Raw genomic sequence first — 8276 nt, 5'->3', positions numbered from 1 at the left:
CAATGAACGGAGATTTGTCATCCATTTTTGTTTATAAAGATATTAAAAAGATATCCCTTATGGGGGTAACTATTTTAATCAATATAAATGTTCAAAAATCAAGGGTTGTTAGAAATCTCTATTAAGATTTTTGACAATACCTTCTTTTTAAGGAGGGGTATATAATGAACTTTATTCCACCATAATTTATTTATGTAGTGTTAGTTTACACTAGGGGTTATGTTGAGGTGAGTGCATGAAAATTTTAGATTTCAAAAGTTTGTGGGGTTACTCTTTATTTCTTATATTCTATTATATATATGATAAATTTCTAAGAAACACTTCTTTTAGAAAAATAGGTAAGCCACTTTCACTTTTACTTTGTATTGGTTTTATCTTATTACCTGATTTTTTAGGAGTAAAGAACGAGTATTTATACCGATTACTTAAGACAATACCAGCATTCTTTGCTTTTAACTTTTTAAATAAAGAAAAAAGGAGATAGAATTATATGAACAATAAATTAAAACATATAGTAAGTATGATTATTGTACTAACAATTTGTTTTTCAAGTATACAGGTGTTCGCAGTTAATGTTACTGGAAACATGAGTTTAAAAGACAATAAAGATAAAACAGGAGAAATAGCAATAAATATAAGTAGTGGAAAAGCTTTTCATGTAAGAGAACTTACCAATGAGTCAATAAAGCAAGATATGTTAAATAAAATTATGGAATATAAAAAATCCACTAATTCAAACGTAATATCACCTTTTTATAGACCTAATCCAGGAGATGAGTCTACATTGCTATATGGTCCTTACCAAAAATATAGTGATAACAGACTATCAAAGAGCATTATTAAATTAGCTTGTGATGCAGCTATACTCTTAGTACCTGGTAAAATCTTAGAAACTGAGCTTAAAACAGCATATAAAGTAATTTCTGCAGTAATAGCCAATCACGCACTAATTGAATACAGATCAGCAGTAGATGATATTCCTGATGATAACTGGTACGAAGTATGGCAGTGGAAGTATTATAGCGATTACTATGATGCATATGTAATAATGACGACTATCGTATTCTATGCCGACAAGTATTATAGCGATCCAATTTCAGTAACCTATTATGAAACAGATATAGAATTTAATTAATTGCTTCAGAAAGCGCATCTATGGCATAAATCCTTTAAACAGGTGCACATAAAAAATGAACTACTTCCTGTCAAGTAGAAGCTAAGCAGAGGCAGAGGGACGGGGTTGCTGCTTCACCTTCATATAATACTGAAACAGCTCAGACTGAAAAAAGTTTGGGCTGTTTTTTAATGCAACTTATGCCTTTAAAACGACCACTTATGCCAAGAGGATTGTCCCTAAAGTTTGATTATGATACTTTTGAATTATAATAAAACTAAAATCTAAGGAAGACAAAATATGATTAATCAAATGGCCTGTTATATTGTTAAAAAAATGAAAAGGAATAATGTAATTGATGAGGATAAAATGGAGCTATATATTTTTGGAATTGAAATCCTATTAATAACGATTATTAAATATCTAGGATTATTTATTATAGCATTGTTACTAGGAGTTGTAAAAGAGGCTATTACTTTTATTATAGCTTTTAGTATGTTAAGAATTCAAGCAGGAGGAGTACATTTAAAATCTTTCTGGCAATGCTTTGCTATTACAAATATTATAACTTTTTCTTGTATATTTCTTGTAAAAGCTTTACCCATTAACCACACCATGATATATCAAATGATTATGCTAGTCATATCTATTATTCTAGTTCTAGTATTTGCACCAGTTGATACAGAAAATAAGCCATTAAGTGAACTGGAAAAAAAGTTGTATAAAAAAAGAAGTGCTTACGTGATAATCATAGGAAGTATAATCACTGTTAGTCTAAGCATGGTTTATCATTCTTTCATTATTTATGGCAATATTGTGTCACTAGGATTCCTCTGTGAGGGAATTACCTTGATGCCTTTAGAAGCAATAAAAAAGTTATATAGGGGAGGTGAATTAAATGAAGGCAAAAACTAAATTATTAAGTAGTATGGCAGTAGTAGCTATGGTATTTGCAAATTTAGGACTAAACATTAACTGCATAGGGATTTTGTATCAGCCTAAATGTCCAAGGAGATATTGAAAGTTATTAGTAACTAAACAAGTAAAAACTCTGATATTTATGAAATATCTGAACACATTAATAGGATTTAGAACAATTAGGGACTCCAAAATGATGTTTTTAAATACTCATTTAGTTAAGAGTAATGTAGAATCACTAAAGAATAGAGGAGAGATTACTGCCTTAGGTGATTAATTACTCTGGAGCAGTAAAATATTCAAAAAATAAGGATTGTCAGGAACCTCTATTAATATTATTGACAATACTATAAAAAATTGGAGGTAAAAACATAAAAAAAGCTATATCTATGATTTTAATATTAACATTGATTATGACAACGGCTGTAAGTACATTTGCAACCGATAATGGGACTTATGCACACGAGCCTGATCCAGGTGGTGGTATAACTGGTATGCACCTAATGGCGGAACTTGGTATATTGATTATAGGAATAGCATAATTGATGGAAACACATATCCTACTAAAATAGTTTATTTGGATAATGACCATACAGAGAAAGTATTACTAGAACTTATTAATGACAGTGAACTTCTAGATACATTTTTAGAACTAGGCATAGAAAAAGGACTTGATTATGCTGCTAAATGGTTGAAAACCAAATTGGGATTAAATTTTTTGCCTTTTGTTAGCAAAGGACTTATGGCATGGACTATAGTTGAAGCAATTTTAAATGATATTGATGCTCGCGATTTTAAAGATGCATATACAAGAAGTGGTAGCTGGGATAAAGTAAAGCTAGTATTTTATTATACGTATATTCCAAGCGTAGGAGGCATGATTGTAAAAGACTACGAACCTTGGACGAGTAATTATGTGCCAAACAATCCCTCCAGCATAGAACCCTTAGTAATAGGCTACTTTGAATACGATTTCTATGATTTATAATAATATAAACATTTATATTTTGCTTAATGTTTTATTTTAGAATAATAGAAGGTATCACCTTTGTGGGACGAGTTTTAGAAGGTGATACTTTTTATATTATAATATTGTGAATTGAATTTAGTTTCAGAATGCTAATAACATAAATAGTAGAAAAGGTGTCATAAAAGTGAATAAATAAGGATAAAGAATTTATTAATCTGTTTACTGTTGATTAGGCTTTTTGTAGTCAACCATAAGAATCTGTGATATGATTTAAGTAGCAAAAATATCGGAAAAGGAGATGTTTAAGATAACAAGAAAGCAAGACATAATACAAAAGTCAATAACTGGATTTGTGATCCTGTTGGCATCTATTCTACTATTATCCTTGATTATGAGTCGTATGAATTTTAATCTCCCTGAAAATTATAAATACTTTCAATACTTTATTACAGCTATACTAATTCTTTTAGTACATTATGTAGACCCTATAAATGAATTAATGGCTATAAAATATAGGGGAAAAAATCAACTAAAGAGAAAAACATTTATATTACTATGTATTTTATTTGTTTTGTTTATAATTATAGCAATACTCTCATATAATTTATTATTTTTGCGTAAAAACTATATATATTTCATAGTTCTATGTTTCATTATATATAGTTTGTTGTTATATTATATAAATAAATATATGAATAGAATAAGGAAACGATGATATTTCTGGAAGCAAGGTGATGGAATTAGTGCTTCAAAGTACCTTGATGTTATATAGTTAATTGAATTTCAAATTATGATTAGAAAAATCAGAATGAAGATGTTCTTTATTCTGATTTGATTATTTTTTGAATATAGTTTTAAGAAACAAAGTTAATGTGAGAAAAAAATTTATTGACGTTATTAACAATAAACTAGCAAAAAAATCTCGAGAATAGCTTATTTGAAGTGCAACAACAATAAGGATTAAGGTGACAGATAAGCTAATTAGAACACTTTTCAATGTATTCACATATTTTACCTCCTTGTTATAAAGTCCTATTCAGTTTAATTTCCATGTCTACTAATTACATTATACCAAGTGTTTTCTCAAATACAATAATTATCCGTAAGTCTAAAGGGTCATATAATTTACAGGTATCTTTTATTTTTCTAGATGTCTTTTATATGATTATTTGTCATATTTGCGAGGCTTAGAGCAGAGGATATAGGAACAAATAAATCATTTACTAGAATAAATATTGATTAAGTTACTAAATAAAAAGGTAATTTGATTTACATGTAGAATAATAAAGTAATAGTAAATTTATATGGGGGTATGACATATGGAGCTAACTATTGCAATCTGTGACGATGATAAAACCCATGTAGAGATTATTAAAGAATATATTAACAGGACAACTATTGATTATGAGCCCAAAATAATTGAGGCTTATAGCGGAGAGGAATTACTTGAACTAACAAAGAATATGCACATAGATGTTATTTTTCTAGATATTGAAATGAAGCAACTAAATGGCATAGAAACAGGTAAGAGAATTAGAGAAATGTATGAAGACACAATGATTATTTTTCTAACAGGGTATAAAAATTATGCTTTAGAAGCTTTTCAATTAGAAAGCTTTCAATATATTATAAAACCTATCACGTATGAAAAGTTTTGCGATCTGATACAAAAAATTTGCACTCGATTTAAGGAAAAAGAAGCATATAGTAGTATAAATAAAACCTTTTCCTTTAAAATAAAGGAAGGAATAGTAAGATTAAAATATGAAGATATTTATTACTTTGAACGACAAGGTAAAAAAATCTATGTTTCAACTCAGGTAGGTAATTATGAGTTTGTTGACACTTTAAAATCCATAGAAGAATCTTTAGATAAAAATATATTTCTGCGCTGCCATCAGGGGTTTATAGTAAATATCGATAAGCTGTCAAATATCAAAGATAATCAACTCATGCTGTCTGGCATAGAACAATCAATTCCTATTAGCAGAAAATATAAAAAAGATATACTATATGCATTAGAAAAGAAGTTATTTTATTAATTCTAGGTGATGAATATGGAGGGTATAGCTAACTTTCTCACAAACATAATTGATGTGAGTTTGCTGTATTATTATGTAAAAGTTATCCACAGAGAAAAAGTAGTTAACAATAAATATACCTTGCTGTGGATTCTTGTAATTGTATTATTAAATACTTTTGTAAATAATTTATTGGGACTAGCTAATCTTATAGGCTTTATGCTAATTTTAATTCTAATGAGTTTTATTTTTATGTTGATTTTTAAGAAAAAGTTTCTAAATATTTTTATAGTGCTGCTTATAGGTATGGTAGTAATGTTTGCACTAGAACTAGTTACAGTTAACATAATTATATATATTTTTAAGTTACCACCATCATTGATTTTAGAACTAAATATTTTTAGAATTTTAGCAATAGCAGTAGCAAAATGTAGCTTTTTTCTTGTCATACATTACTGGATTAGAAAAATACCTTTTTTTTCATATATTCAGACTAACAAAAACCTACCTATAGCTTTTATCTTTCTTTTTAATGCAACCATTATTTATGTAGCATTTGTTCTTTATAAATACATAGAAATTAGTAATTATATGGATTACATCATTTTTTTCATACTTACCTTATGTGCACATATATTTAGCTGGTTGATATATATATTTACAAAGAAGATGTTAGAGCAAGAACAACAGGAAGAGTTGATGAAATTGAAAATAAAAGAATATGAGAATCAGAATTTTTATGTAAAGAATATGGAAGATATCATGCAAAATATTCGAGCTTGGAGACATGATTTTAACAATCATGTAAGCACATTATATGGATTGATTTATCTAAACAAATTTGAGGAAGCTAAAAAATATATATTGGGGCTAGCAGATGATATTTCTTTTGCTAATAAAGTTATTGATGTTGGACATCCTGTAATTACAGCACTAATAAACATGAAAAATGATAAGATGTTAAGAGAAAGGATCAAACTGAATTTAGATGTTGAGTTGCCTCAAAATTTATCTCTTGATTATATTGATTTATCTATAATTATCGGAAATCTCTTAGATAATGCAGTTGAGTCATGTCTAAATTCTGGAATAAATGAGCCATTTATTGAACTAATAATTCATACTAAAGGTAATTATTTGGTTATTGAAACATCAAATTCTAAATCAAATACAGTAAGTATAGAACTAGATTCTCTAGGGCATAGATTTACTACAAAAAAAGATAAAGATAATCATGGATTTGGATTAAGTAATATTAGAAGAATAGTAAACCAATATGAAGGGATTCTAAAGATAGAAGATAAGGAAACCACTTTCTGTGTTCGTATAGCTTTGTCTTTAGAGAAAGGGTAAGGGGTCATAAAAGCCTGACCCATTTACTTACCTTTACATACTTTACTTATTACTTTTCTGATTTTTTACTAAAGAACTCTTTTATTCTTCTTGGCCCCGCTATAACATCCCTTCTAATGAACAGTGTGCCATCATCCTTTGCTTTAGTACACCATTTTATAAGCATAATATTCCCATCTACAATCTCTATTCCAGTTATACAACGAGGATGGACACAGCTTCAATCACCTCTATGGCAATCACTCATCAAAATTATTCTAGAAGAGTCATCAAAGGGAATTTCTTTAGATGAGTGGAAAACTCTTGTCACGCGATTTATTACATCCATTATATTCCCTCCACAAGGAATCAAATTTGCTATTGTTACAATATATTCCGAGATCAATAGATGAGGAACATTTTGGAGGAAATATGGCAGGAGTTTACCTAATTTTATTTAAAATAGATTTGTTTGAAGTAGATGATTCCTTGTGTTAGAATATATATTGTTGAACATAATTTTGGGTAGGATGGAGAGATAATAATGGAGCTTGTACTTAAGGATAAGGATTTTTATAAGAAACTGACGAATATTGCACTGCCCATAACATTGCAAAATCTTATAATGTCCTCTGTTAATATGGTGGACACACTTATGATAACACAGCTTGGAGATGCAAACATAGCAGCTGTGGGGCTGGCGAATCAAGTGTTTTTCTTTTTTTCACTTATATTATTTGGAGTAAATAGTGGTTCGTCTATATTTGTAGCCCAGTTCTGGGGAAAAAAGGACGTTAAAAACATCAGAAGAATTCTTGGACTAGCCTTGTTAATTTGCGGTACTATAAGTATCATATTTACTATAGGTGCTCTTTTCGTACCAGAACTTTTAATGCGAATATTTACTGATGAAAAAGATGTAGTTGAAATTGGAGTACAATATTTAAGAGTTATTGCAATAAGCTACTTAGCTACAGCAGTTAGCTTTACATTTAATACTGCCCTAAGAAGTGTAGGGCAGGCTAAGGTACCAATGTTTGTAAGTATGGTTGCTTTAGTTATAAATACTGTCTTTAATTATTTTCTCATATTTGGTAAGTTTGGATTCCCTGAAATGGGTGCGGCAGGGGCGGCACTTGCCACTTTAATAGCTAGAGTTGTTGAAATGATACTAATTCTTTATATAACATACAATACTAGAAACGCCTTAGCAGCAAAGCTGCACGAGCTCATTGACATATCTAAGGACTTTGTAGTTAAGTACTTTAAAACTGCTGCTCCAGTTATTATAAATGAATTTTTTTGGTCATTAGGAACTGTAATGTATTCAGTAGCTTATGCGAGAATAGGAAAGGAAGCAACATCTGCTGTTCAAATAGCTAATACTATTCAAAATATATTTTTAGTATTATCTAGAGGAATGTCAAATGCATGTGCAGTTATGATTGGAAACGAGATTGGAGCAGGTAATAAAGAAAAATCAATAGCATATGCTCGAACATTTATTATAATCGGACCAGCATTAGGGATTATATTAGGAGTGATTCTATTTACATCAACTCCACTCATAATGACTTTATTCAATAACGTCTCAGCACAGGTTTATGACTATACTACTAAGATACTTATGGTTATATCAATTACTATGAGTATTAAGATAATTAATGGGTTATTAGTAGTTGGCATTTTTAGAAGTGGTGGGGATACGAGATTTTCTATGTTCCTTGAGATGGGTTCTGTATGGCTTGTAGGAGTGCCTATGGCTTTCTTTGGAGCATTAGTATTAAAAGTACCAGTTTATTGGGTACTAGCATTGGTCAGTTTAGAAGAGGTAGTGAAAGCAGCTATAGGAATACCAAGGCTACTTTCAAATAAATGGGTTAGAAATGTTGTAGAACATATGTAGTACAGTTAGGTTAAA

Annotated in this window: 8 protein-coding genes; all 8 read left to right on the top strand. The window is 29.4% G+C overall.

Features of this window, described 5'->3' with window-relative positions:
• Positions 1 to 490: 490 nt before the first annotated feature.
• The 8 genes from ABV008_RS03090 to ABV008_RS03055 all read left to right on the top strand — a co-directional run bounded on the left by ABV008_RS03090 (position 491) and on the right by ABV008_RS03055 (position 8261).
• Complete coding sequence (locus tag ABV008_RS03090; protein ID WP_352418353.1) at positions 491 to 1135, top strand: hypothetical protein; 645 nt, start codon at positions 491 to 493, stop codon at positions 1133 to 1135.
• A 279-nt stretch (positions 1136 to 1414) separates the two neighbouring features.
• Entirely contained in the window at positions 1415 to 2029 is a 615-nt protein-coding gene (locus ABV008_RS03085) for an accessory gene regulator ArgB-like protein (RefSeq protein WP_352418352.1), read from the top strand.
• Entirely contained in the window at positions 2013 to 2135 is a 123-nt protein-coding gene (locus tag ABV008_RS03080) for a cyclic lactone autoinducer peptide (protein ID WP_352418351.1), read from the top strand. Before ABV008_RS03085 ends, ABV008_RS03080 begins: the two co-directional genes overlap by 17 nt.
• A 310-nt stretch (positions 2136 to 2445) precedes the next feature.
• On the top strand, positions 2446 to 2574 hold the full coding sequence (locus ABV008_RS03075; protein WP_352418350.1) for a hypothetical protein: 129 nt from the start codon (positions 2446 to 2448) through the stop codon (positions 2572 to 2574).
• Between the two features lie 35 nt (positions 2575 to 2609).
• A complete protein-coding gene (locus tag ABV008_RS03070; RefSeq protein ID WP_352418349.1) occupies positions 2610 to 3020 on the top strand; it encodes a hypothetical protein in 411 nt (136 codons plus the stop codon).
• 1301 nt (positions 3021 to 4321) lie between these two features.
• Complete coding sequence (locus tag ABV008_RS03065; RefSeq protein WP_352418348.1) at positions 4322 to 5044, top strand: LytR/AlgR family response regulator transcription factor; 723 nt, start codon at positions 4322 to 4324, stop codon at positions 5042 to 5044.
• Between the two features lie 15 nt (positions 5045 to 5059).
• Complete coding sequence (locus ABV008_RS03060; protein ID WP_352418347.1) at positions 5060 to 6376, top strand: sensor histidine kinase; 1317 nt, start codon at positions 5060 to 5062, stop codon at positions 6374 to 6376.
• Between the two features lie 523 nt (positions 6377 to 6899).
• Entirely contained in the window at positions 6900 to 8261 is a 1362-nt protein-coding gene (locus tag ABV008_RS03055) for an MATE family efflux transporter (protein ID WP_352418346.1), read from the top strand.
• Positions 8262 to 8276 lie beyond the last annotated feature (15 nt).

The organism is Proteiniborus sp. (assembly GCF_040308045.1).
Lineage (GTDB): Bacteria > Bacillota > Clostridia > Tissierellales > Proteiniboraceae > Proteiniborus.
Note: the sequence above shows the minus strand (reverse complement) of the source record. Positions and strands in the feature narration are given on the sequence as shown.

Bases quoted from the DNA above. Each gene is read 5' to 3' on its own strand.
- ABV008_RS03090 (WP_352418353.1), top strand. From the start codon at position 491: ATGAACAATAAATTAAAACATATAGTAAGTATGATTATTGTACTAACA.
- ABV008_RS03085 (WP_352418352.1), top strand. From the start codon at position 1,415: ATGATTAATCAAATGGCCTGTTATATTGTTAAAAAAATGAAAAGGAAT.
- ABV008_RS03080 (WP_352418351.1), top strand. From the start codon at position 2,013: ATGAAGGCAAAAACTAAATTATTAAGTAGTATGGCAGTAGTAGCTATG.
- ABV008_RS03075 (WP_352418350.1), top strand. From the start codon at position 2,446: ATGACAACGGCTGTAAGTACATTTGCAACCGATAATGGGACTTATGCA.
- ABV008_RS03065 (WP_352418348.1), top strand. From the start codon at position 4,322: ATGGAGCTAACTATTGCAATCTGTGACGATGATAAAACCCATGTAGAG.
- ABV008_RS03060 (WP_352418347.1), top strand. From the start codon at position 5,060: ATGGAGGGTATAGCTAACTTTCTCACAAACATAATTGATGTGAGTTTG.
- ABV008_RS03055 (WP_352418346.1), top strand. From the start codon at position 6,900: ATGGAGCTTGTACTTAAGGATAAGGATTTTTATAAGAAACTGACGAAT.